This is a genomic window from Polyangium sorediatum (assembly GCF_029946465.1).
Classification (GTDB): domain Bacteria; phylum Myxococcota_A; class Polyangia; order Polyangiales; family Polyangiaceae; genus Polyangium; species Polyangium fumosum.
Window position 1 is genome coordinate 36,044 of record NZ_JARZHI010000019.1, and the last position, 24,067, is coordinate 60,110.

The 24,067-nt window shown below is 68.1% G+C and carries 19 protein-coding genes and 2 tRNA genes; 10 read left to right on the plus strand and 11 right to left on the minus strand.

Annotated elements, in window-relative coordinates:
- Window positions 1-265: 265 nt before the first annotated feature.
- A tRNA-Val gene (locus tag QHF89_RS21875) sits at window positions 266-337 on the minus strand.
- A gap of 285 nt (window positions 338-622) precedes the next feature.
- Here QHF89_RS21875 and yajC point away from each other — a divergent pair.
- The 6 genes from yajC to QHF89_RS21905 all read left to right on the plus strand — a co-directional run bounded on the left by yajC (window position 623) and on the right by QHF89_RS21905 (window position 8,448).
- Entirely contained in the window at window positions 623-1,051 is a 429-nt protein-coding gene (gene yajC / locus QHF89_RS21880; RefSeq protein WP_232379664.1) for a preprotein translocase subunit YajC, read from the plus strand.
- A gap of 55 nt (window positions 1,052-1,106) precedes the next feature.
- Window positions 1,107-3,254, plus strand: a complete 2,148-nt coding sequence (gene secD / locus QHF89_RS21885) for a protein translocase subunit SecD (protein ID WP_136967970.1) — start codon at window positions 1,107-1,109, stop codon at window positions 3,252-3,254.
- 10 nt (window positions 3,255-3,264) lie between these two features.
- Complete coding sequence (gene secF, locus QHF89_RS21890; RefSeq protein ID WP_136967971.1) at window positions 3,265-4,521, plus strand: protein translocase subunit SecF; 1,257 nt, start codon at window positions 3,265-3,267, stop codon at window positions 4,519-4,521.
- Between the two features lie 107 nt (window positions 4,522-4,628).
- Window positions 4,629-6,443 (plus strand): single-stranded-DNA-specific exonuclease RecJ, encoded by a 1,815-nt coding sequence (gene recJ, locus QHF89_RS21895; RefSeq protein WP_284720787.1) that lies wholly within the window; start codon window positions 4,629-4,631, stop codon window positions 6,441-6,443.
- Between the two features lie 11 nt (window positions 6,444-6,454).
- Window positions 6,455-7,234: an ABC transporter ATP-binding protein gene (locus QHF89_RS21900; protein ID WP_136930664.1), complete on the plus strand. Its 780-nt coding sequence runs from the start codon at window positions 6,455-6,457 to the stop codon at window positions 7,232-7,234.
- Between the two features lie 89 nt (window positions 7,235-7,323).
- Window positions 7,324-8,448: an MlaD family protein gene (locus QHF89_RS21905; protein ID WP_136967972.1), complete on the plus strand. Its 1,125-nt coding sequence runs from the start codon at window positions 7,324-7,326 to the stop codon at window positions 8,446-8,448.
- A gap of 9 nt (window positions 8,449-8,457) precedes the next feature.
- Here QHF89_RS21905 and pdxR read toward each other — a convergent pair whose 3' ends face one another.
- A complete protein-coding gene (gene pdxR / locus QHF89_RS21910) occupies window positions 8,458-9,948 on the minus strand; it encodes a MocR-like pyridoxine biosynthesis transcription factor PdxR (protein WP_136967973.1) in 1,491 nt (496 codons plus the stop codon).
- Between the two features lie 69 nt (window positions 9,949-10,017).
- Here pdxR and QHF89_RS21915 point away from each other — a divergent pair, with 69 nt between their 5' ends.
- From QHF89_RS21915 to QHF89_RS21925, 3 genes are all read left to right on the plus strand, one after another.
- Window positions 10,018-11,124: a GNAT family N-acetyltransferase gene (locus QHF89_RS21915; protein ID WP_136967974.1), complete on the plus strand. Its 1,107-nt coding sequence runs from the start codon at window positions 10,018-10,020 to the stop codon at window positions 11,122-11,124.
- Window positions 11,125-11,148: 24 nt separating this feature from the next.
- Complete coding sequence (locus tag QHF89_RS21920) at window positions 11,149-12,357, plus strand: pyridoxal phosphate-dependent aminotransferase (protein WP_136967975.1); 1,209 nt, start codon at window positions 11,149-11,151, stop codon at window positions 12,355-12,357.
- Window positions 12,358-12,475: 118 nt separating this feature from the next.
- A tRNA-Val gene (locus QHF89_RS21925) sits at window positions 12,476-12,547 on the plus strand.
- A gap of 195 nt (window positions 12,548-12,742) precedes the next feature.
- Here the strand turns inward: QHF89_RS21925 and QHF89_RS21930 are convergent.
- A complete protein-coding gene (locus tag QHF89_RS21930) occupies window positions 12,743-13,747 on the minus strand; it encodes a hypothetical protein (protein WP_136967976.1) in 1,005 nt (334 codons plus the stop codon).
- A 190-nt stretch (window positions 13,748-13,937) separates the two neighbouring features.
- Window positions 13,938-15,542 carry a TIGR02266 family protein gene (locus QHF89_RS21935; protein ID WP_136967977.1) on the minus strand — a complete coding sequence of 535 codons (1,605 nt, stop codon included), beginning with the start codon at window positions 15,540-15,542 and terminating at the stop codon, window positions 13,938-13,940.
- Between the two features lie 243 nt (window positions 15,543-15,785).
- Between QHF89_RS21935 and QHF89_RS21940 the strand changes: the two genes are divergently transcribed.
- On the plus strand, window positions 15,786-16,142 hold the full coding sequence (locus QHF89_RS21940) for a PilZ domain-containing protein (RefSeq protein ID WP_136967978.1): 357 nt from the start codon (window positions 15,786-15,788) through the stop codon (window positions 16,140-16,142).
- A 46-nt stretch (window positions 16,143-16,188) separates the two neighbouring features.
- On the opposite strand, the gene QHF89_RS21945 is transcribed toward QHF89_RS21940, so the two are convergent.
- The 7 genes from QHF89_RS21945 to pilB form a co-directional block, all read right to left on the minus strand.
- The gene (locus tag QHF89_RS21945) at window positions 16,189-16,740 is read right to left on the minus strand and encodes a hypothetical protein (protein WP_136967979.1); all 552 of its coding nucleotides are present in this window, start codon (window positions 16,738-16,740) and stop codon (window positions 16,189-16,191) included.
- A gap of 166 nt (window positions 16,741-16,906) precedes the next feature.
- A complete protein-coding gene (locus tag QHF89_RS21950) occupies window positions 16,907-18,607 on the minus strand; it encodes an early set domain-containing protein (RefSeq protein ID WP_136930673.1) in 1,701 nt (566 codons plus the stop codon).
- Between the two features lie 108 nt (window positions 18,608-18,715).
- Window positions 18,716-19,927 carry an OmpA family protein gene (locus QHF89_RS21955; RefSeq protein WP_232379667.1) on the minus strand — a complete coding sequence of 404 codons (1,212 nt, stop codon included), beginning with the start codon at window positions 19,925-19,927 and terminating at the stop codon, window positions 18,716-18,718.
- Complete coding sequence (locus QHF89_RS21960) at window positions 19,924-20,205, minus strand: DUF4398 domain-containing protein (RefSeq protein WP_284720788.1); 282 nt, start codon at window positions 20,203-20,205, stop codon at window positions 19,924-19,926. The genes QHF89_RS21955 and QHF89_RS21960 overlap by 4 nt, the downstream gene beginning before the upstream one ends.
- 216 nt (window positions 20,206-20,421) lie before the next feature.
- A complete protein-coding gene (gene lexA, locus QHF89_RS21965) occupies window positions 20,422-21,084 on the minus strand; it encodes a transcriptional repressor LexA (protein ID WP_136967981.1) in 663 nt (220 codons plus the stop codon).
- Window positions 21,085-21,191: 107 nt separating this feature from the next.
- Window positions 21,192-22,310, minus strand: a complete 1,119-nt coding sequence (locus tag QHF89_RS21970) for a type IV pilus twitching motility protein PilT (RefSeq protein WP_136930676.1) — start codon at window positions 22,308-22,310, stop codon at window positions 21,192-21,194.
- Window positions 22,311-22,312: 2 nt separating this feature from the next.
- The gene (gene pilB, locus QHF89_RS21975; protein ID WP_136930677.1) at window positions 22,313-24,025 is read right to left on the minus strand and encodes a type IV-A pilus assembly ATPase PilB; all 1,713 of its coding nucleotides are present in this window, start codon (window positions 24,023-24,025) and stop codon (window positions 22,313-22,315) included.
- Between the last annotated feature and the right edge of the window lie 42 nt (window positions 24,026-24,067).

A 24,067-nucleotide genomic window follows, 5' to 3' on the forward strand; every position in this document is an offset into this window, starting at 1 on the left:
GCCGCGCGTGGTGTTCTCCGGGTGCGTTCCGCGGGCTACGTGTTCTCCACGCGCGGGAACCGCGGGCGTCGCGTGCACGACGGAGACCCCGTGCACAATGCGCGCCGCTCGCCCGGCGTGCATCACGCACACCACGTGTGCAGCCGTTCGGACGATCCGGACGTCATCGACGTCCTTGCTGACCCCAAAGGTCCTCACGAGGACGGGCAGGCGGCATCCGCCAGGAGGCGGGAACCTGCAGAAAGGTCCTCGTAACGAAACTTTGTAGGCGCGGCCGGGTTCGAACCGGCGACCCCTACCGTGTCAAGGTAGTGCTCTACCACTGAGCTACGCGCCTGTACTGCTTCCTTCGCCGCCCGCCGATGTGCGGTGCGTCGAAGGAGGCGCATCGGTACCAAGCCCCTTCGAGTTGGTCAAGAAAAAAAACGAAAGCGGGGGTGCTGAGGAGGGGACCCGGGACGGTCGGGGCCGGGAGGCACGGGAAGGGGGAGACCATTTGTTCCAGGGTCTCCGGCCGTTCCTTGCATGAAACCGCGATCGTGGGTATGGACGGCCGCTTTCCGAATGATCGGGGGCTCGCATTCGGGGAGCCAAGCTTCGTCCCCGTGGAGGTTACCGCCTCGTGACCACGCTGTTTTTGTCTCAGCCGACCACCGTCTCTCCGGGCCAAGGCGCCCCGCCCGCGCCCGCCCCTGCCCAACCTTCCCAGGGCGCTCCCGCGCAGTCCCCCGAGGGCGGCGGCGGCGGAGGGCAGCCCTTCGGCGGGATGACGATCCTCTTCTTCCTGCTGCCGCTGCTCTTCGTGTTTCTGATGACGCGGAGCCAGTCGAAGAAGCAGAAGGATCTCGAGGCCGCCTTGAAGCCCGGGGACAAGGTCGTCACCCAGGCAGGGCTCATCGGGAAGCTCATCGAGGTCGGCGACAGGACGGTCAAGCTGGAGATCGCGCCCGGCGTGAACGTGCAGGTCCTGAAGGGGGCCATCCAGGGCGTCGACGGCGAGCCGAAGCCCGCGGCCGAGGCGAAGGACAAGGCGCAGGAAAAGAAAGCGTAGCGCGCGCGCTTCGGCTAAGAAGGGCTCGCGACCGCCCCCCCGAGTCGACCCTCCCATGATCTACAACATCCTCCAGTACGCATTCGCTGGCCTCGGCGCGCTGTCCCTCGGGCTCGGCGCGTGGCAGAGGTCGAAGCGCGGCGTCTTCATCATGTCGGCGATCGCCTCGTTCTGCACCGCGATCGCCGCGCACTACCACGTGTTCTGGGCGACCGCGACCTTCGGGCTCTGCGTCCCGTGGGCCCTGTTCTGCGCGCTGAACACGATCGATCTCTCGTGGCGCGTCAAGGCAGGGTTCGTCCTGTTCCTCGCGCTCGGATCGTGGCTCGCCATCTACCCGACGTACTCGGACGAGCGGTACGGCCGCATCGATCGGTCGGGGCTCGGGCCCGAGGAGCGCGCGAAGGTCGAAGAGGACGCGCGCGTGGGCAACCGCGGCGTGCGCGAGTGGCTGCTCTCGAACATCGAGTTCCGCCTCGTGCGCGGCCTCGATCTGAAGGGCGGTCTGCGGCTCGTCTACACGGTCGACGTCGACGAGGCGATCAAGGACAAGCGCGATCGGTACTACGACGAGCTGCGCCAGACGCTCGCGCGCTCCTACGGGATCGTCGGGGCGGAGCAGCAGGCGTCGGTCGAGGATCTGAAGAAGCTCACCGGCAAGGCGCGCGTCGAGAAATCGAGGGACAACGTCGGCACGCTCTTCATCCACTTCGAGGACGCGGCGGACGCGGACAAGGTGAACGACGAGTTCATGCGTCCGTTCCAGGAGATGCAGCGGCAGTTCTCGTCGGATCGAAAGCGGGTCACGCTGCGGATCAAGGGCGACGTCGAGAGCCAGATCCGCGACAAGGCCGTGGCCCAGGCGAAGGAGACGGTGCTCCGCCGCGTCGACAGCATGGGCCTCAAGGAGGCCGGCGTCACCACGCGCGACGAGGACATCATCATCGAGATCCCGGGCGACAACGATCAGACGTTCGCCGAGATCCGCGACATCGTCAGCCGCACGGCGCGCCTCGAGTTCAAGCTGCTCGACGACGAGGTGAACTACTTCGAGGCCGAGGTCCGCAACCCGAAGAACAAGGAAGTGAAGGGCCTGCGCTTCCAGCAGGAGCAAGTCTCGGTCGGCCCCGGCAAGCAGAAGGTCAACTACTACGCGGTCCTCGAGCACATGGAGGGCGAGGACATGCGCCAGGCGCTCGAGCGCCTGCGGGAGTGGGCCGCGACGCTCTCGGTGCCGGACGATCACGAGATCGGCTTCGGCAAGTACCAGGCCTACAACGAGGAGAAGGACCTCGTCGAGGACGTCGGCTGGAGGACCTACTACCTCTTCAGCAAGGCCGAGATCACCGGCGACATGGTGAGCGACGCGCAGGCGATGCCCGATCCGAGTGATCGCGGCCTCGGCGGCTGGCTCGTGCAGATGAAGATGACGAGCGTCGGTGGTGATCGCTTCGAGGACATCACCGAGAAGAACGTGAAGCGTCGCTTCGCGATCATCCTCGACCAGAAGGTCGAGAGCGCGCCGGTCATCCAGACGAAGATCCCGGGCGGCGTCGCGACGATCACGATGGGATCGGCGAACGTCGATCAGCAGGTGACCGACGCGCGCAACCTCGAGCTCGTGCTGCGCTCGGGCGCGCTGCCCGCGCCGATCTCCCCCTCGAACGAGCAGCGCATCGGCCCCTCGCTCGGTCAGGACGCGATCGTGCAGGGCGCGAAGGGCGGCCTCGCCGGCGTCGTCCTCGTGCTCCTGTTCATGCAGATTTACTACAGCCGCGCGGGCGCGATCGCGAACCTCGCCGTGCTCTTCAACATGGTGCTCCAGGTGGCGATCCTCGCGATGTTCGGCGCGTCGATGACGCTGCCCGGGATCGCGGGCCTCGTGCTCACCGTCGGCATCGCGGTCGACGCGAACGTGCTCATCAACGAGCGCATCCGCGAGGAGCTGCGGCAGGGCAAGAGCCCGCGGGCGGCGGTGGACGTGGGCTACGACAAGGCCTTCAGCGCCATCCTCGACGGCCACGTGACCACGCTGATCTCGGGCCTCATCCTGGCGCAGTACGGCTCGGGTCCCATCAAGGGCTTCGCTGTGACGCTCATCGTGGGCATCGCGGTCAGCCTGTTTACCGGCGTCGTTTGCACCCGGCTCATGTTCGATTGGGCAGTGCGGGCTCGCAAGGTCAAGAAGCTCTACCTCGGCTGAGGCGCAGCACATGGAATTCATCAAGCCTGGGCGACAGTTCGATTTCATGGGCAAGCGCTGGCTCTTCATCGGCCTCAGCGCGCTGCTCCTGCTCGCCTCGATCGTCACGTTCTTCAAGCCGGGCCCCCACCTCGGCACGGATTTCAAGGGCGGCACGGAGCTCGAGGTCGCCTTCCTCAAGGCGACGGAGGCGGGCGACGTTCGCGCGGCCGTCGAGTCGCTCGGCTTCGAGGCGCCGGACGTCATCCGCGTGAAGGACAGCGGGGCCGAGGACACGCACCGCTACCTGATCCGCGTGCAAGAGGTCAGCGCCCTCGGCGAGGACCAGAAAGAGGCGATCCGGCAGAAGCTCTGCACCCTGCCCGAGGGCACGGCGCCGAGCGCGGATTTCGAGGCGCGCTGCCCTGCAAACGCGCGCGCCAGCGAGATCAAGTTCAGCCCCGGCGGCGACAAGGTCACGATGCGCTACGAGGTCGAGCCCGACCTCGCGGCCATCCGCGCCCAGCTCACGGGCATCCCGGGCGTGGAGCTGCGCACGGGCGAGAACAACCCCGTCGTGGTGAGCGCGCGTGACCACAAGGTCGAGGCGCAGCTCAAGTCGCGCGGCGATCAGCTCCTCGACGGCCTGCGCAACAAGCTCGGCGCCGACCGCGTGCCCGAGCGCGCCCTGCGCGTCGAGTGGATCGGCCCCAAGGCGGGCGCGCAGCTCCGCGACGCGGCCATCAAGAGCATCGCGATCGCGATCGTGTTCATCATGGCCTACATCGCGTTCCGGTTCGATCTCCGGTTCGCGCCCGGCGGCATCCTCGCCCTCGTCCACGACGTCGGCATCGCGCTCGGGGCCATGATCGTCACGCACCGCGAGATCACGCTCTCCACGGTCGCCGCGATGCTGACCATCGTCGGGTACTCGATCACGGACACGGTCGTCGTCTACGACCGTATCCGCGAGAACCTGACGAAGCATCGGAACATGTCGTTCTCGTCGATCATCAACCTGTCGATCTCCGAGATGCTCGGCCGGACGATCATCACCTCCGGCGTGACGGCGCTCTCGATGGTGTGCTTCCTCGTGTGGGGCACCGGCGTCATCAAGGATTTCGCCTTCGCCCTGCTCGTCGGCATTGTCGTCGGCACGTACTCGTCGATCTACGTCGCCGCGCCGTTCACCGAGTGGATCGACCGCAGGTTCTTCGGCGGCCAGGCGACGGCGCAGAAGAAGGTCACCCGCACGAAGGCCGTCAAGCGCGCCGACGCGGTGGTCTAGACCTCGCTCCTCCCCGCCACGCAAGACGCCCCGCGGTGTGCTTCACCGCGGGGCGTTTCGTTTTTCCAGGAACCAGCCGCGCCAAACGCAGAGGTTTTCCGACCGGCATGGACTCTGGACGGGGGCTGCGCTACGCGTGGATCTCACGGATGCTGAGCGACGCCGCGTGGACACAGGCGACGGATTCCGAGGCGCGTGGCCTCCTCCTTCCGGTCGCCGCGGCAAACTTGGCGCGCGAAGGCGCGATCCGTGATCCGGGCGAGGCGTCTGTCGAGGCGCTGGAGCTCTCGCGGGCGCTCGGGCTCTCGATCACGGTCGCCGACGCCTTGTTCCGCGCGGGGCGCCGCGCCGACCCCGAGACGCGTCTTTTCCTCGATCCGCGCCTCGCCCACCTCACGCCGCCCGACGCGATGGCGGATCGCGAGCTCAGCGCCGATCGCCTCGCGCGAGCGATCCGCGCCCGCGAGAAAGTCGCCGTCTTCGGCGACTACGACTGCGATGGGATCACGTCGTGCGCGATCGTGACCGAGGTGCTCCGCGCGCTCGGCGGTGACGTCGTGCCGCTGCTCGCGACGCGCAAGGACGGGAGCTACGGCTTCAACGCGAAGGCGCTCGAGCGCGTGCGGCAGACGGGCGCGACGCTGCTCGTCACGTGCGACTGCGGATCGAGTGATCACGAGCGGCTCGCAACGGCGCGGAGCTACGGCATCGAGACGCTCGTGATCGATCATCACCTCGTGCCCGCGGAGCCCTTGCCTGCGCTCGCGTTCTTGAACCCGCATCGGCCCGAGTGCGGCTTTCCATTCAAGGGGCTCGCGTCGTGCGGGCTCGCGCTCTCGCTCGGCGCGGCGGTGCGGCGGGCGCTCGGCGCGAACCTCGACATGCGGCAGTGGCTCGATCTCGTGGCGATCGGGACCGTGGCCGACGTGGCGCCGCTCGTCGGCGACAACCGCGCGCTCGTGCGGGCCGGGCTCGCGGTGCTCGGCCAAGGCGCGCGGCCGGGCCTGCGGGCCTTGGCCGAGCTCGCGCGGCTGGATCTCGGCCAAGGCGTGAGCGCGGACGACATCGCGTTCCGCGTCGCGCCGCGCCTCAACGCGCCGGGCAGGCTCGACGATCCGGATCTCTCGCTCGCGCTCCTGCTCGAACGCGACAGCACGCGCGCGGCCGGGATCGCGGCGATGATCGAGCAGCTCACGGCGCAGCGGCGCGCGATCCAGGAGGAGATGATCGGGCAGGCCCTGCGCGAGATCGAGGCAAACGGCTGGGCGAAGGAGCCGGCCATTTTGCTCGCGCGCCAGGGGTGGCACCCGGGGATCGTGGGGATCGTGGCGGGGCGTGTGGCGTCGAAGTACGGAAAGCCTACGATCGTCGTGGCGCTCGACGGCGCGGCGGGGCGCGGATCGGTGCGCGGGCCGGCGGGGTTTCCGCTCCACGACGCGCTCGTGCTCTCGCGCGCTGGGCTCGTCGGGTTCGGCGGGCATCAGGCTGCGGCGGGCGTCGAGGTGCGGGCGGATCGGGTCGATGCGCTGCGCGTGCTCTGGTGCGACGCGGCGGTCGCGCTTGGCGCGCTGAACCTGGGCCCGCTCGAAGGGGAAGCGGACGTGCGCCTCGACGACCGCGACGAGCCAGCCGTGGTGGCGCGAGATTTCGAGCGGCTGGAGCCTTGCGGGCAGGGCAACCGGGCGCCGCGGGTGCTCGTGCGTGGGGCGCCCGTGCGCGTGTCGCGCGTGATCAAGGGCCACCTCAAGCTGGAGATCTCGCTCAGGCGGCACGTGATCGGCGCGTTCGGGTACGAGCTCGGGGCCCTTTCGAGTGGCCTGTCGGGCGGGCGCGTGGACATCGTGGGCCGGCTCCGGCGCGATACGTTCCGGGGTGGCAGCGCGGTCGAGATCCGCATCGATCGCGTGGAGCGAACGAGCTAAGAAGGATGACCGTGAGCGAGCCGATCATCCGGTTCCGCGATGTGCGCAAGGCGTTCGGCCCGAAGGTCATCTACCGGGGCTTGAACCTCGAGGTGTTTCCCGGCGAGACGCTCACCGTCATCGGCGGTTCGGGCGTGGGCAAGAGCGTGATGCTGAAGCTCTTGATCCGCCTTCTCGAAGCCGACGGCGGCGCGATCACGTTCCACGGCGAGGACATCACGCAGATGAAGGAGGCGAAGGCGCGCCTCATTCGCCGTCGGATCGCGATGCTCTTCCAGGGCGCTGCGCTCTTCGACTCGATCTCGGTGGGCGAGAACGTCGCGTATGGGCTGCACGAGCACTACCGCGACGAGATGACCGAGACGCAGATCGCCGAGCGCGTCGACTGGGCGCTCTCGCTCGTGGGGCTGCCGGGCATCGAGGCGATGCGCCCCTCGGATCTCTCGGGTGGCATGAAGAAGCGCGTCGGGCTCGCGAGGGCGATCGCGGTGCAGCCCGAGGTTTTGCTCTACGACGAACCGACGACCGGGCTCGATCCGATCAACACCGAGCGCATCAACCACCTGATCCGTGGGCTCAAGAAGGCGCTCGACGTGACGAGCATCGTGGTCACGCACGACATGAAGAGCGCGTTCACGATTTCCGACCGCATGGCCATGGTGCAGGCGGGCGAGATCATCCTCTCGGGGCGGGTCGACGAGTTCCAGCAGTCCAGCGATCCGCGCGTGAAGAACTTCATCAACGGCATCGCCCCGGTCAACGAGGACGTCGAGACGCTCCTCCGTGCGTGACGAGCGGGGCTTCTTCGCGCAATATGCGGGGGTGTGGGTGTGCAGCTTGGCGATGCCAAGCGTAGCCCCCACCGCCGAACAGGGTGCAGATGAACAGGTCGCGCGACGTCAAGGTCGGGCTCTTCGTGCTGGCGGGGCTGCTCTTCTCCGCGCTGGTGATCTTCTTGATCGGCGATGAGCGGCGCTTCTTCAGCTCGTCAGTGAAGTTCACGACGACGTTCTCGGACGTGCAGGGCCTCAAGCCCGGCGCGCCGGTGCGCATGGGCGGCATCGACATCGGCAACGTCAAGAAGGTCGGCTACCGGCCGGGCCAGGCGGAGGCCCTCGTGTACGTCGAGCTCGACGTCGTGAAGGCCGAGGCCGAGCGCATCCGCAAGGACAGCATCGCGCGTGTCGCTGCGAAGGGCCTGCTCGGCGACAAGATGATCGAGATCTCGAAGGGCAAATCGCCGGAGGCTGTCCCGCCGGGCGGCGAGATCCTGAGCGAGGAGCCCACGGATCTGATGGGCATCGCGCAGGGCATGACGTCGAAGGCCGACGCGGCGCTCGGCAACATCTCGAAGATGAGCGAGAGCCTCGCGGACGAACGCTTGCACCAGGATCTGCGCGGCAGCGTGTCGTCGATGAACAAGCTGCTCAAGGACGTGGCCGAGGGCGATGGCTACCCGCGGAAGTTCCTGACGGACAAAGAGGAAGCCGAGCGCATCTCGCGCACGCTGCAGAACATCGATCGGGCGAGCGCGGAGCTCGCGCTCACGCTGGCCGAGGTGCGCGGCGTGGTGACGCGCGTGAAGGCGGGGCCCGGCTTCGCGCACGACATCATCTACGGCGACGGCCCGCAGAAGGAGATCGCGCAGTTCGGCGCGGCGGCGGGCGAGGTCGCGTCCACGCTCAAGGGCATCCGCGAGAGCGACAGCTTCGCGCACGACGTGCTCTACGGCGGCAAGGGCAACGGCGCCGAGGCCCTGGCGAACGTCACGGCGATGACCGCGGATCTGCGGGCGATCGTCGCCGACATGCGCAAGGGCAAGGGGACCGTGGGCGCGCTGCTCGTGGATCCCTCGATTTACGAGGACGTCAAAGCGATCGTCGGCAACGTGAGCCGCAACGACATCCTTCGCGCGCTCGTGCGTTACTCGATCAAGCACGACGAGAAGAAGCCGGGTGTCGACGTGGCGCCGGACAAAGACGAGTCGGCGGCGCAGATCAAGTAACGAAGCACTTCATGAAGCAGCCCGCGTGGCGCCCTTCGTGGGCAGCGCCGCGCGGAGGCGCGTGATGCCCTCGTGGATCTCGCGCTCGTCGAGCGCAGCGAATCCAGCCCGGAAGAAGGGGCGCGAGCGGCCGTCGAAGGCGAAGCGACGCGCAGGGTGGATGACGACGCCACGAGCGAGGGCGCGCTCGGCCCAGGCGTTGACGTCGATCTCCGGCGCGACACGGATCCACATGGCCATGCCGCCAGGCGGTGGGGCGAGCTCGACCGCGTCGCCGAGGCTGCTCCGCAGCGCCTCCGTGAGGACGTCGCGCCGCGCCTGGTAGATGCGGCGCATGCGGCGCGTGTGGCGTTGCACCTCGCCGTCTTCGAGCAGCTCGGCCACGGCGCGTTCGAGCGCGAGATCTCCCTGCCGATCGACGAACGTGCGGATCGCAGCGAGGCGCTCCACGAGCGGCGCGGGCGCGACGACGAAGCCGATGCGCAGGCCCGGCGCGAGAATTTTCGAGAGCGTGCCGATGTAGACGACGACGCCCGCGCGATCGGCGCTCGCGAGCGGCAAGACCGGGCGGCCGTCGTAGTGGAACTCGTGATCGTAGTCGTCTTCGAGGATCGCCATGCGGTGCGCGCGCGCGAGATCGAGCAGGCGGATGCGGCGCGCCGGCGAGAGCAAGGCCGTCGATGGGTACTGGTGATGCGGCGTGACGTAGACGGCGCGCACGGGCTCGCGCGCGACGAGCGCCGCGAGCGCGTCGATCGAGAGCCCCTCCGCGTCGACGGGGAGCGGGACGAGGCGCGCGCCCGTCTGCGCGAGCGCTTCCCACGCGGGGCGATATCCGAGCGCTTCCACCGCGACCACGTCGCCGGGCCCGAGCAGCGCGCGCGCGCAGAGATCGAGCGCCATCTGGCTGCCACGCGTGACGAGCACGTCCCCTGCCGACGCGCCGAGCCCTCGCACGGATGCGAGCATGTCCGCGAGCGCCGCGCGGAGCCGATCGTCCCCGCGCGCGTCGCCGTACTCGAAGAGACGTCGCGCCGAGCCACGCAGCACACGCCGGTACGCGCGCGCGAGGATCTCCGTGGGCAAGAGCCGTAGATCCGGCATGCCCCCGGAGAACACGATCGCGCCGGGCGGTGCCTCGGTCGCCCAGCCACCGGTAGAGACACGCGCCGGGAGATCAAAGCCCGCGCGCGCTGCGATCGTGCCGAGCGTGGTGGGCGAGGCGCGACGCCGTGGGACGTCGGGCATCGTGGTGGAGACGTACGTCATCGTCGCGCTGCGGGTCTCGACCCAGCCTTGCGCGGCGAGCTCGCGGTACGCCGCGACCACGGTGTTGCGATGGACGCCGAGGGAGCGCGCGAGCGCGCGGCTCCCCGGGAGCGCAGCGCCGGGCCGGAGCCTCCCGCGGCGGATGTCCTCGATCAGGGCGCGCGTGATCTGCACGAAGATCGGGACGTCGGGGGAGGGATCCAGGGCGAGTTCGAAGGGATGTTCGCGCACCCAACTGGTCTACCCGATTTCTCGGAACTGGTCCTTCTCGGGGTACCAGCTCCGGATCACCTTTCGGCGATGCGTAGGGAGATCTTCCGGATGGATCGCGCGAGCGCGGCTGCGCTGCTCGCGCGCGCGCCCGTGGTGCACCTCGCCTCGACGACGCCCGAGGGCGAGCCCGTGCTGCGCGTGGTGCATGGCGTCGTCGTGGGCGATCACCTGCTCTTTCACGGCGCGCCCGTGGGCGAGAAGATGGACGTCGTCGGCAGGCGCGCCGTGATTTCGGCCGAGGAGGTCGTCGCCTCGATCCCGAGCTACTTCGTCGATCCAGATCGCGCGTGCCCGGCCACCACGCTCTACCGCAGCGCGCAGGTGCACGGCACGATCGAGCGCATCGAGGCGCCGCACCGGAAGGCCGAGATGCTCGCGGCGCTCATGAAGAAGTACCAGCCCGAGGGTGGGTACGCGCCGATCGACGCCGAGCATCCGCTCTACAAGAAGGCCGTCGCGGGCGTGCTCGTGCTTGGCGTCTCGCTCGAACGACTCGATGGAAAAGCGAAGCTCGGGCAGAACCGCACGCCCGCGGAGGTCGGTCGTCTCCTCGATCTGCTCTGGGCGCGGGGCGCGCCGGGGGACGCCGCGGCGATCGAGCTCGTGCGTGCGTCGAACCCGTCTGCGGCGCTGTTGTCGTTCCTCGAAGGTCCCGCGGACGCGACGCTCGTGTGTGCGATGGGGGAAGCGGACGCCGACGCGGCGACGGCCCTCCTGAACGGTACGTATTGGTGCAAGGGCACGACGGCCGAGCACATTCGCAGAAGCTTGCTGGGTTCGTCGGCCTGGGTCGGCGCGCGGGATCGCTCAGGCGCGGTCGTGGGAACGGCGCGGGCGATCGCGGACGGCGCGCGGCACGCCTGGATGTACGACGTGATCGTCCACGATGCGTGGCGAGGTCGCGGGCTCGGCCGCGCGCTGATGAGGCTGCTCCTGGATCACCCAGCGGTGCGCAGCGCGGAGACGGTGCTCTTGCGCACGCGGGATGCCATGGGGTTCTATGAGCCGTTTGGCTTCCGGACGCGGTCCGTGCAGCGGACGGAGGGGCCGGAGATCCACGAGATGATCCTCGTGCGAACGGGAGCGAGGGGAGAGCCCGTCTGTCCGCTTGCGTCGGCAAGGAAAGGCACGTAGTTCAGGTGAGAAGGGTCCCCAGAGATGCCTCGAAAGCTCGCTGATCGTCTCTCCGCCGTGGCCCCGAGCGCCACACTCGCGATGGCCGCTCAGGCCGCTCGCTTGCGCAGCCAGGGTCACAAGGTCTACCCCTTCAGCGTCGGGGAGCCGGACTTCGAACCGCCGCGCCACGTGCTCGACGCCGCGCAGGCCGCCATCGACAAGGGCGTCTCGCACTACACGGCCGTCACCGGCACGCCCGAGCTCAAGGCCGCCATCTGCGCGGCCACCGAGCGCGACCGCGGCTACCGCCCCGCGCCGAACGAGATCACGGTGTCGTGCGGCGCGAAGCATGCGCTCTTCAACGTGGCCCTCGGCCTCTACGAGCCCGGCGACGAGGTCGTGATCCCCGCGCCGTACTGGGTGAGCTACCCCGAGCAAGTCCGCATCGTCGGCGCCACGCCCGTGATCGTCGAGACGCGCGAGGACCAGGGCTTCCGCATGGATGCCGCGTCGCTCGAGCGCGCGATCACCGAGCGCACGAAGGCCATCATCCTCTGCACGCCCTCGAACCCCACGGGCTCGGCGTACGCGGAGTCGGATCTGCGCGCCCTGCTCGACGTCGTGCGCCGCCACGACCTCTGGCTCGTGGTCGACGAGATCTACGCCGACCTCACCTACGACGGCTTCCGCCACGTGTCGGTGCCTGCGATCGCGGAGGATCTACGGAGTCGTACGATCGTGATTTCTGGCGTGAGCAAGACGTACGCGATGACGGGATGGCGCATCGGCTGGAGCATCACGCCGCCCGAGCTCTCGAAGGTGCTCGACGTCGTGCAGAGCCAGAGCACGACGAACGCGGCCGCTGTCGCGCAGGTCGCGGCCACGGCGGCGCTCTCGGGCCCGCAGGATGCGGTGCGCGACATGCGGGATGCCTTCGCGAAGCGCCGTGATCGGATGGTCGAGGGCTTGCGCAGCATCCCCGGCGTGCGCTGTCGGATGCCCGAAGGGGCCTTTTACGCGTTCGCCGACGTCCGGGGCCTTTACGGCATCCCGTACAAGAGCGGCACGATCCAGACCGACCTCGACGTCGCGATGTGGCTGCTCGAAGAGGCGCATGTCGCGAGCGTGGCGGGTACGCCCTTCGGCGCCCCGGGGTACGTGCGGTTCTCGTACGCCTGCTCGGAGAGCGACATCGACGGGGGGATCGAGGCCATTCGCGCGGCTGTCACGGCTGCGCGGGGCGGGGGTTGAAACTTCCGAACGTCCCGATCATCAAAACACTTGTCGGACGACATGGCTTGCGCTAGTCATGTCGCCGTCGTCGAGCCGCGGCGCAAGGCGTGACCCACGCCCCGCCAAACTCTCGAATGGGCGCATAACTCAGCGGTAGAGTGCATCCTTCACACGGATGAAGTCACAGGTTCAAATCCTGTTGCGCCCACCCCGCACCCGACCTCGTTGACCTTGCTCCTCCCGGAGCCCTCGCGAGGCACGAACCAACGCTCCCTTGCATCGACCGCATCGCGGTCGATGCACCAAAGGTCCAGGGCTGGCCCTGGTCCGGGTCGAGGGGCGGACAGCCCCTCGTGGGGTCCGGGGTAAAACCCCGGCGCTACGCTGCGAAGCGAGTTCCCGCTCAGTTGCCCGAAGCGCTCGCCTGCTCCACGCGCTTCGTGATCGCATCGATCGTCGCGCGAAGCTCCTTGCGATCGCCGAGGCATGCGAAGCAGTCGGTCTGGCGGTGCCAACTGCAGCCCTTCGTCGCCAGGAGCGGCTTCAGGTGCCCGAGTGCACGCTCGTCGCCTTCCTTGGCTGCGCGCGCGAAGAGCTTCTTGCGATCACAACCCGTCGCTGCGCGAAGATCGTTTGCGATGAGCAGCCCGGGCCCTGCGATCTCCTTGACCTTGGGATCCGCGAGCAACCTCGTCGCGCGTTCCTTCGGAAACTTGCCGAGACCCGACGCGCTGAGGAGCTCGTAGAGCAGCTCGGGGCCACGCGCGCCCATCTCCGTCCCCATGATGTCGAGCGCCGTCGCCGCGACGTCCACCGGCCCGTTCGCCACGATCAAGAGTGCCTGCTTGACGTCTGGATCGCGCGCCATGTCCGGCGCGACGGCGAGGAGCTTGCGCACGGTCGTCATCGCTTTGGCGTAGTTCGCCTTCTCGCGCGTGTACGCACTGACCAGCGCCTTGAGCACCGCAGGATCCTCGGCATACCGCTCTGCGAGCGTCGCGAGCGCAGCCGGCCCCTTCTCCCGCGCTGCGCTGAGCTCCTCCGCCGATGCGTGATCGTTTGTCGCCGGCGTTGGCTCCTTCGTCGCGACTGGCGTCGACGCTGCGATCACTGGCGCTGCGTCCTGTGCCGAACCTGCGTCATGCACCTCCGCCACGGACGAACTCTGCTCCAGCGCGTCGATCGGCCCCGTGCCGCGCAACATGACCGCGAGCACGACGATCCCCACGACGCACACGAGCCCCACGCCTGCGAGGATGACCGCTTGTACACCTCGGCTGCGCCTCGGTGGTGCAGGCCGCGCGCGCGGTGCCTGTCCGGGCAATGCCGGCGCATACAACGTGGCTGCCTCGGCGATCACGCCGCGCTCTGCGCCCTGCCTGGAACCCGACGACCCAGCGCCGCTCATTCAGGTCCGCATGATACGGGCGAGATGCGGCGCGCACCAAGCAGCTCGACGCGGCGCTAACGGATGGACACGATGCGTCCGCCCGCGCTGCGAAGCGCGAGCGGGCACGGGGGTGCGAGGAGGAATCGGAAGGGGAGGGGGAGGGAGCGCGTGAACCGCGGGCGGCCGGGTCGCAGCCGCCCCACGGGGATCACTCGTAGTCGTCGCCGCCCGAGGGAGGCTTGGGCGCCGGCGGCGGCGGCTTCGGCTTCTCGGTCTCGGCCGGCGCTGCCGTGGGCTTGGGCTCGGCCTTGGGTTCCGCCTTGGGCTCGGCCTTGGGCTCGGTCTTCGTCTCCGTCTTCGGGGGCTCCGCGGCGGGCGCCGCCGACGCGGGAGGCGCCGCTGCGCTCGCCGTCGTGGAGGGCGCTGCGTTCGCCGAGGACGAAGGCTCCGGCGCTGCCGACGCCGAGGCCGCGGGCACGACCTCCGGGGTCGGCGCGGTCGTCGGCGTGGCCTTGACCTCGGGCTTGACCGTCGGCTGGACCTGCGGGGTGGGCGGGGGCGGCGTCTCGTTCTTGCTCTGGCCGAGCGCGAGGAAGAGGCCACCGCCGATCGCCGCCGCGATGAGCAGGATCGTGAGGATCCGGCCGCCGCCGCCGCTGCTCTCCTCGACGGGCTCGGGGGGCGGAGGTGCCGCCTTCGCCGCGGCCGCCTTGGGCTTGGTGCCGCCGCTCTTGCCTTCCCCGGCCTTCGCCTTCGTGCCGCGGACGTCGACAGTCTTCGCCTCGCGGCGATCGTCGCCTTCGCTCTTCTTCGTGGTCGAGGCGGCCTTCGTCTCGGGCTTCTTCGAGACCGGCTTCTCGGAGTCGGCCTTCTTCTCCTCGGCCTCGGCCTCGGGCTCCTCGGCCTTCGCTTCGGCCTTGGGCTCCTCGGCCTTCTCTTCAGCCTTGGGCTCCTCGGCCTTCTCTTCGGCCTTGGGCTCCTCGGCCTTGGGCTCCTCGGCCTTCGCTTCGGCCTTGGGCTCCTCGGCCTTCGCTTCGGCCTTGGGCTCCTCGGCCTTCTTCTCCTCGGCCTTGGGCTCGGCCTTCTTTTCCTCGGCCTTCGGGGCTTCCTTGGCGAGCTCGATCTTGCCGCCGCTCACGTCGTCGAGCGAACTGCCCGTGCCCGCGAGCGCTTGCTTCAGGAGCTCCGCGGCCTGGCGCATCACGGTGCGCTCCTCCGGCGGCGGCATGTCCTGCTCGGGATTGGTGGACGGGAAGAATCCTCCGCCGCCGCTCGACTCGCTCTTCTTCTCCTCGCCCGTCGTCGGCTTGCCTGCGGCCTTCGCCGCGGCGCCGACGGCGCCGAGCCCGAGCATCGTCGACGCGCGCGGACCGGTCTTCGACGCGGCCGCTGCGGGCGCAGGCGTCGCGGCTCCGTCCCCGTCGTCGCTCGTGCCTTCGGGTTTGCCCGCGTCGTAGGCGTTCGGGCCACCCTTCTGGTTGTCGACGAGGCGCTGGATCATCGCCTTCGAGTCGTCGTCGATCTTGATGAACTTCACGCCCATGCCGGCGGGCGACCCATCGGTCGACTGATCCGAATCGCGCTTCCAGACGACGCGGCCCACGCCGCTCAGCACGGACTTCTCCTCCTGGATGCGGATCTCGAACTTGAGCAGCGTCCCCGGGGGGAAGGGCGACGGCGTCTTGATGAAGATGCCGCCCTTGCTCACGTCATGTGAATGGTTCTCGATGAACTCGTCGACGGTGGCGCTCTTGTAGCGCACGGTCATCGAGAGCACCTTCGCCCGCGGGTCCTTACGAGTGTCCTCAGCCATCAGGGTAGAGCTCCCATCTCGATCAACGAAGGGTCGCTCCGGGTCGCCCCGGCGCGAGCAGCGGCGCGGATGTTACCTTGAGGTCGCACACAAACCCAACTACGTTGTAACGGCCTCCGGCCGGAAAAAGTTTTCCGTGCCTCGATTGCACCGAGGCGTCCGCACGCTTGGGCTCGCTCGCCGATCCAGCGGATCGAGCGGTCCGCGCATGTGTCGCCTCTACGATAGAGATATCATTTCCGCATGTCCGTTCGGGACCACTTCCGCGCGCACGGACGAAAGCGCATGGAGCTCGAGGCCACCCTCCTCGACCAGGAGGGCCGCGCCCGCGGTGTCACCATCCGCGACCTCGGCCTCGGCGGCGCCGGGATCGAGGTCCTCGAACGTGACATCTCTGCAGACGCAGGAAACGAGCTGACCCCCGATACGTCCGTCACGCTGGAGGTGACGACGCCGTCGTTGTGGGATCCGCTCCGCTTGAACGGCACCGTCGCCTGGATCCGCCGCGGCACGCCCGGCGGACGGCGCACCCGCGTTGGCATCCGCTTCGAGCACCACGACGCAGCCACGCTGCTGTCGTTGTTCCAGATCCTCTCGTAGCCACGCGCGCACGCTTCACGTCGAGCGTCGCGAGATCGTTTCGATCTCAGGAGAGCAGCGGCGCGCGGTGCCCTTCCTGGTTGTAACGGACGGCGTAGAGGCCGCCGAAGAGTGCGGACACGCCGATCGCGAACACCCAGAACAGAGGCGCGAAGATCAAGAGCGGGGCGAGCAACTTCCCGAACACGATCACGAGCAGCGACGCGGGCAGCACCACGCGCAGCGGCGCGGCGTAGGCGAGCCCGAGCCCCGGGACGAGGGCGCCGAGCACGACCGCGAGCGTCACGCTCTTCTGCGGGGTCATGCGCAGGCTCGGCCGCGTGTACGTCACAGGCGTGATGCTGTCGATCGGCTTCGGCCTCGCGGCGCGTCGGCGCGCGAGCGGCAACGACGTGGAGAGCCCGCGGACGCGGTAGACGACATAGCCTTCGTTCTCGTCGACCTCGAGCTCGAGCAGCCCCTCACGAGCCATCCTGTCGAGACCCTGCTGCACGCGCGCGGGCGGCGTCCGCAGGTGCGCAACTACGTTGGCCACCGTGAGCGGAACGCCGCGGCTGCCGAGCTCGATCACCTCGATCTGGAAACTCTCGTAGCTCACCTACGATCTTCTAGCGCTCGCCGGCGGAAGGCGCAGCGCACCGAAGTTCGTTGGTGCACGGACGAATTTTTGTGGAGGAGTTCGGTTGCGTGTCGAACGACACGAACATTCGGGGCGTTGGGGGCGAGAGCTACGCGAGCGCAGCGACGCCCCCAAGCACGAACGACTAGAACGCGAAGACGGGGCCGACGGACGGCGCGAGGACCACGGCGAACGTGGTCAGCATGAACATCGCCTTGATCTCGGCGGTCACGCCGAAGTTCGGCGTGAAGGCGTAGGTCGCGCCGGCGCCGAGCGAGACGAAGTTGAGGCCCGAGATCTGGTAGGCGTCGAGGTCGCGGCTGACCGCCGGCGTGCTGCCGGGGCAGGAGTCGTCGGACGGATCGATCGGGTCCTCGCCGCTCTTCAGCAGCTTGTCGCAGACGGTGACGGGCACGGCCGCCGAGACCTTCGCGATGCCCACGCCGAGGAAGCCGAACGGACGGATCTGACCCTGCTCGAACTGGCTGCCCATGAACGAGTACCAGGCGCGCAGCTCGCCGTGGATCGGCGGGAAGTTGACCATCTCGGGGTGCAGCGCGTTCGGCGGCGCCTGATCCGACGAGGGGTGCCCGCCGAACGCGATGCCGAAGCGCAGACCCGCGCCGAACGTGCCCGAGCCGATCTTGGCGAGCTCGCGATCGTACGAGGCGAAGACGCGGCCGCCGGCCGGCGCGAAGCCGCCCTGGATGCCGTTCGTGCCCTGCGCGGAGATGGGATCGCCGAAGAAGCGATCGGTGCCGCCGGGGTAGAAGCAGTAGTACGTGTCGTTGTCGCCGGAGCAGACGTTCTCGGCGCTGTTGATCAGCATCAGGTCGAGCTGGCCGCCGAGCCCGATGATGTTCTTCTTGCCCTTGCCGGCAGGCTCGGGGCCGGTGTCACCGCCCTCGCGCTTGCCCTCTTCGCACTGGCCGTTCTGGCAGATGAGCCCGGCCTGGCACTCTTGATCGGCCTCGCAGGTCGCGCCCCAGCCCTTCTCGCCGCGCTTCTCTTGGTCGTCTTTTTTCTCGCAGCCCGGCAAGCCCGGCGGGCAGTCTTCCTTCGCCGAGCACTTCTTCGGGGGCTTCTTGCCCGGCAGCGAGGGCTCGTCGCCTTCGAGATCACGCTTGATCGGGACGCGGTACGGATCCTTCTGCGAGCCCGCCTTGAGCTGCTCGCCGCTGTCGTCCGTGACCACGATGTAGTACTTGATGTCGCCCGTCGTGGTGACGTCCGCGCACGGGATCTCCGCGCCCCAGCCCTTGCCGACGCGCTGCATCTCGAGCGAGGTCCACTTCGAGGCGCCGAAGGGCTTGTACCGGAGCGTCGCCTTCGCGACCGTGACGTCCTCGCCGATCTCGATGAACACGGGCACCGGCGTGTTGACCGCCTGCTCCGGGATCGGCGTGTGCTCGAGGTCGCCGCCGGGCTTGTCGCTTTCGTCGCCCTCCTCGCTGCTCGGCGGGGGCTTCGACGGGGGAGGCTTGCTCGGCTTCGCCTGCTTCTTGGCCTCCTCGAAGGCCTTCGTGAGCTCGGGCGTGGTGAGCGACTCGATCAGCGAGGCGGAAGGATCGGCCTTGAGGGCTTCGATGAACTCTTCCTTGGCCTTGTCGAGCTTGCTCGAGCCGCCGTAGACGGTGCCGAGCGCGACGTGGAGCTTGCCCAGAACCTTTGGGCTGCAACCATCGTCGCCGCACTTCTTAAGCGCGTCCTTGAGCTTTTTCTCGGCCTTGTCGAACTCGACGGCGAGGTAATCCTCGTCCATCGCCTGGTCGTGGAGCTTGAGGGCCTCTTTGTCCTTCTCGCCTGCCGCGAAGGCCGTATCCGAGTAGCTACAAAGGCCACCCATGATGACGGCGGAAAGCGCAAAGGCAGCGAACGACCCAAACGGACGAAGATACACGGCGGTCTGTCCTCCGGGAGGAGCGATGGGGGAGGGCTGGTCGGTACCGAGGTTTTACTTCTGACCTTCGGTCCGGACAAATTGCACGCGTCGATTGAGCGCGCGATTTTGATCGGTCGTGTTCGGAACGAGGGGGATCTCCATACCGTAGCCGTGCGATGTGAGCCGGCTCGGCTCGACGCCCTTCGCGACGAGGTACTTCAAGACGGCCGCAGCGCGGCGATCCGAGAGCTTCTTGTTATACGCGGCCGCACCCTTGTTGTCCGTGTGGCCCTGGATCTCGATCTTGATCTTCGGGTTGTCCTGAAGAACTTGTGCCACCGCGTCAAGGATCGCGTAGCTGTCGGGCTTGATCTTGTCCTTGTCGAACTCGAAGTGGATCTGCTGGGTGATCTTGATCTCCTTCTCCGTCACGATGACGAGAGAGGGCTTCTTCGGGCACCCAGGTTTGTCGCCGCCCACCACGCCGGGCTCGTTCGGGCACTGATCCTCGAGATCCGGGACCGTGTCCTTGTCGTTGTCCGGCTCAGGGCAGCCGTCAACGTCCTCGTACCCGTCCGGATCCTCGGGCTCGTTCGCGCAGCTCTTGCCCGTCGAGGGATCCTTGTCCGCGTCGTCGAGGATCCCGTCGAGATCGTTGTCGATCTCCGGGCAACCGTCGTCGTCCAGGTAGCCGTCCTTGTCCTCCGGCACGAGGACGCAGCTATCCTTCGAGTTCGGCAAGCCGTCGCCGTCCGTGTCCGGATCGTCGGGGCAGCCGTCCTCGTCTTGGAAGCCGTTCCACGTCTCGGCCTCGCACGGGCACTTCGTGTCCTGCGGATCGAGATACCCGTCGCCGTCGCAGTCGCCGGGAGGCGGGGGAGGCGGCGGGGGAGGCGGCGGCGCCTCTTCCTCGACGAAGCCACGCTCGGCGCACTTCTGCGGCGGCGAGAGATCATAAGCCGCGTGCGCGTTCGCGCGCGCGATGTCGAGGTGCGCCTTCGCCTTGAAGAGGAAGCCCTGATCGAGCTCCGTCTCCGCGAACGTGAGGTGGCTCTTCGCCGTCGCGAGCTCGCGCGGCGCGCAGCGGATCGCGCCGTTGCGCTCGGCCTGCCCCGCGACCTTCGTGAGGCCCTCGATGTCGCCGCGCATGACGGAGACCTGCGAGCACGAGGCCTGACCGATCGCCATGACGACGAGCGCCGGGAGCGCCCAACGCCCGTACGAACGATCCGCCGGACGACGCGCCGGCTTCTGCATCTTGGTAGCGCCGCGCGTGCTCTTCATCGGCCCGATCCCTCGTGCGCCTGCTTCGCGAGAACGATGGCCTTCTCGGCGTACTCTTCGGCCGTGCTCGCGAACTTGATCGCGTCGCCGTAGTCGGCCGTCGAAGCCTCTTCCATGGCCTTGTGAAGGTGCTCCTTCGCCGTCCAGAACTCGTAGGGCGCGTAGCGCTCGGCGCCGAGCGCCTCCGCCGTCTCGAGCTTCGAGGAAGCGCTGCTCGAGGTGATCGCGTAGATCGAACCACCACAGCCGGTCGCGCTGGTGAGAAGGAGGCCTCCCACCGCTGCCAGCACCCAAGCTCCACGCTTGGAGCTCCGGGTCGCCTCCTGGCGCCCTCCGCCCCAAACCCCGATTCGGAACCGCCGCACGTGCGCCTTCACGATCGCGTTCTTTCTGGAGCGACGACGGAACCGATCCGTCGCTCCCATCCGTGCCCCGGACGCTACCAAGCGTGCGCGCCGCGCGTCAATGCCAGTGTGCGAGCGCGCGGGACGCGGTCAAAGTCGGCGGAAGACGGAGACCACGACGCCGAGCAGCATCGTCGGCTTGAAGTCCGAGGCCCGCACGAGGATCGGGGCCATCTTCGCGTTCGCCGGCTGGAACCGGACGTAGTCCTTCTCGGGGAAGTAGTACTTGACCGTCGCCTCGTCCCCGATGAGCGCCACCACGATCTCGCCACGCTGCGCGGTGGGCTGGCGTCGCACGAAGATGTAGTCGCCGTTCAGGATGCCGGCCTCGATCATCGAGTCGCCCGTGACCTTCAAGCCGAAGATCTCGCGGCCGCCACGGACGAGCATCCGATCGATGCGGACCGTGTCGATGACGTGCTCCTCGGCGAGCAGCGGCAGGCCCGCGGCGATCCGGCCGACCACCGGGACCTCGAGCAGGTCGTCCTCGGGCGCCTCGGGCATCGAGAGCTGCTCGTCCGCCCGTACGTTGGCGGCGGACATGTCCTTCGGCCGCAAGGCGCGGCTCTTCATGTCCTCCCGCGTCAAGTACCCCTTCCGCTCGAGCGCGCGCAGATGGTCGTTCACCCCGTTCGTGGAGCGAATTCCCATGTGTGCGCCGATCTCCCGCAACGTGGGCGGGTAGCCCCGCTCGTGGATGGATTGGCGGATGTAATGCAGAACCTGCTGTTGGCGCTCGGTGAGCCCTTGCATCGCAGCGCCTACCCTACTGAACGGGCGGTGGGGTGTCAAAATTCCTGCTTTGTTTCTTACGGGAGAGATTCGGCGGCGCGCGCGTGAGGCTGGATCCGCCGGGCTCGCTAGGTCGCGGGGCCGCGGCGGACGGCGCGCCCTTCGATCATGGCGCGCAGCTCCTCCATGTCACCGGCGTGCGCGAGCGCGTCTTCGAGCGAGATCAGGCGGCGCTGGTAGAGCCCGTGGAGGCACTGGTTCATCGTCTGCATGCCGCTGCCCGCCTGGCCGACCTGCATCTGCGAGTAGATCTGGTGGAGCTTGTCCTCGCGGATGAGGTTCCGGATGGCCGCGTTCGGCACCATGACCTCGAGCGCGAGCGTGCGGCCTCCGCCGATCTTGGGGACGAGCTGCTGCGTCATGACGGCCGCGAGCGTGAAGCTGAGCTGCGCGCGGACCTGCGACTGCTGATGCGCGGGGAAGACGTCGATGATGCGGTTGATCGAGGAGACCGCGCTGTTCGTGTGCAGCGTGGCGAAGACGAGGTGGCCCGTCTCGGCGATCGTCAGCGCCGCCTCGATGGTCTCGAGATCACGCATCTCGCCGACGAGCACGACGTCCGGATCCTGGCGGAGGATGTACTTGAGCGCGTCCTTGAACGACGCCGTGTCGGCGCCGACCTCGCGCTGGTTCACGACCGAGAGCTTGTGGTTGTGGATGTACTCGATCGGGTCTTCGACCGTGATGATGTGCAGGCGCTGCTCGGAGTTCACCTTGTCGATGATGCTCGCGAGCGTGGTGCTCTTGCCGGAGCCGGTCGGTCCGGTGACGAGCACGAGGCCGCGCGGCTTGTTGGCGATCTCGGCGGCCACGGGCGGCAAGCCGAGATCGTCGAAGCTCAGGATCTTGAAGGGGATCTGGCGGAACGCGCCCGCGACGGCGCCGCGCTGCATGAAGATGTTCGCGCGGAAGCGGGAGATGCTCGACAGGCCGAACGAGAGGTCGAGCTCGTTCTTCTTCTCGAAGACGAGCTTCTGATCTTCGCTGAGGACCGAGTAGCAGAGCTCCTTCGTGTCTTCGTCGTTCAGCGGGGGGAGCTTGAGCGGGACGACCGAGCCGTCGATGCGCAGGAGCGGAGGCGAGTTCCGCGTGATGTGCATGTCGCTCGCCCCCTTGTCGACCATGACCTTGAGGAGCTGCTGGATCGTGTAACGGAGGGGCTCGCGCCCCGGCGTCTCCGCGGTCATCGCTAGTCTCCCATCGTGACGCGGCCGATCTCCTCGGTCGTGGTCATGCCCTGCATCACCTTCTCGATGCCCGCCATGCGCAGGGTCATCATCCCGTTCTTGATCGCGGCCGTCTTGAGCTCGGCGGTCGAGGCGCCCTGGAGGACGAGCTCCTTCAGGTTGTCCGTGAAGCGCATGACCTCGTAGAGCGCCACGCGGCCCTTGTAGCCCGAGCCGTTGCACGTCTTGCAGCCCGCGCCCTTCATGAGCTTGGCGTTCTTGAGCTGATCGGGCGTGAAGCCGAAATCGGCGAGCGTGCGCGGGTCCTGCTTGAAGGGCTGTCGGCAGTCGGCGCAGTTCTTTCGCGCGAGGCGCTGCGCGAGGACGAGGTTCACGCTCGCGGTGATGAGGAAGGGCTCGATGCCCATGTTGAGCAGGCGCGAGATCGTCGACGGCGCGTCGTTCGTGTGCAGCGTGGAGAGCACCATGTGGCCCGTGAGCGCAGCCTTGACCGCGATCTCGGCGGTCTCGAAGTCGCGGATCTCGCCGACCATGATGATGTCCGGGTCCTGGCGCAAAAAGGAGCGGAGCGAGGCCGCGAAGTTCAGGCCGATGGAGTCCTGCATCTGCACCTGGTTGATGCCGTGGAGGTTGTACTCGACGGGATCCTCGGCGGTGCTGATGTTCGTCTCGATCTGGTTGAGCTCGCTCAGCGCGGAGTAGAGCGTCGTCGTCTTGCCAGAGCCCGTCGGGCCCGTGACGAGGACCATGCCCCAGGGCTGGTTGATCGCCCACTGGAAGTCCTCGAGCGGCTTCCTGTCGAACCCGAGCTTCGTCATGTCGAGCTGGAGGTTCGACTTGTCGAGGAGGCGCATGACGATCTTCTCGCCCCAGATCGTCGGGCAGACGGAGACGCGGAAGTCCATCTCCTTGCCCTTGCCGAGCTTGAGCTTGATGCGCCCGTCCTGCGGCAGGCGGCGCTCCGCGATGTCGAGCGAGCTCATGATCTTGAGCCGGCTCGCGATCGCGTTCTTGAGCTTCATCGGAGGCTGCATCTCCTCCACGAGCACGCCGTCGATGCGGTAGCGGACCCGGAGCTTCTTCTCGTACGGCTCGATGTGGATGTCGCTCGCGCCCTTCTTGATGGCGTTGAGGAGGATCGCGTTCACGAGCCTGACGACCGGCGCGCCCTCGGCCGCCTTCTCGAGCTCGAGGACGTTCACGTCCTCGGTGTCGACCGTGAAGTCGACCTGCTCGTCGCCGAACTCGGCGAGCATCTCGTCGTAGGAGGGGCCGGCGGAGTAGGCGCGCTCGATGGCCTGGAGGATCGCGCCCTCGGAGGCGACGCGCGGCTCGACGATGGAGCCCGTGAGGAACTTGATGTCGTCGATCGCGTGGAGGTTCGTGGGATCCGCCATTGCCACGACGAGCGAGGTGCCCGACCGGAACAGCGGGATGATCTTCTGCTTCTCGCAGACGTCGCGCGGGACGAGCTTCAAGACGTCGGGATCGAACTCGGTGCCGTCGAGGTTGGCGACGGGGACGCCGTACTGGGTGGCGAGGAAACTCGCGATGTCGTCGTCGGACAGGTAGCCGAGCTTCGTCAGCACCTGGCCCAGGTTGGTTCCGCTCTTGCGTTGCTCTTCCTGCGCTTGGCGGAGCTGCTGCAAGCTGATGAGCTTCTCGCGGACGAGCAGCTCGCCCAGGCGGGTCTGACCGGTCGTAAAGTTGGACATCGAGCCTCCGATGGTCCGCGGAGGGAAGGGGAGAGTCAACAG